The organism is Klebsiella sp. X1-16S-Nf21 (assembly GCF_002837615.1).
Classification (GTDB): Bacteria; Pseudomonadota; Gammaproteobacteria; order Enterobacterales; family Enterobacteriaceae; genus Klebsiella; species Klebsiella variicola.
Genome location: NZ_PJDK01000166.1, coordinates 1 through 570, shown reverse-complemented (window position 1 = coordinate 570; position 570 = coordinate 1). Strand labels below are relative to the sequence as shown.

Annotated in this window: 1 protein-coding gene; it reads left to right on the top strand. The window is 63.0% G+C overall.

Features of this window, described 5'->3' with window-relative positions:
- Positions 1-570 (top strand): hypothetical protein (locus CW267_RS29885; protein ID WP_206054994.1); only part of this gene is annotated, 570 nt, incomplete at both ends.

Genomic DNA, 570 nt, shown 5'->3' with positions numbered 1-570 from the left:
GAGATGGTCTCCTTCCCCAATGGCATGCAGCGCTACCACGACGGCAAGGGCACCTTCACCGAATGCGACTTCCAGCAGGTCTGCCGGCGCTACAAGAGTGACGGCTTCATCGCCGACAGCGCCAAGTTCGAAGGCCGCTTCAGTGGCCGCGACGCACGCCTGATAACCGCCCGCGCGGACATCCTCGACCAGTCGGTGGTCAACGCCCAGTCGTCCCGCGAATACCAGTTCGCGACCAAGGAGCGCATCCGCCTCAAGCCCCAGGTCGACAACGAGTACACCGACAACCTGATCGGCGCGCAGTACCTGGAGTTCCCGGCCAATTCCCGGACCACGGTGAGCCTGAAGATCCGCGCGGTCCAGATGGACGCCAAGGGTGCCAAGGTGACCCTCAAGACCCGCTCCTTCGAAAAGCCGGTGCCCATCGAAATCCCGGAGTTCCCCCTGGTGAAGCGCAACCAGCCGCTGGAGGTGACCTTCGGCTTCGACAACGAGGAAGCACGCAAGGCCTTCTCCTTCCACCTGCTGGCCGAGGGCAAGGGCATCATCGAGATCACCGATTTCCATGTG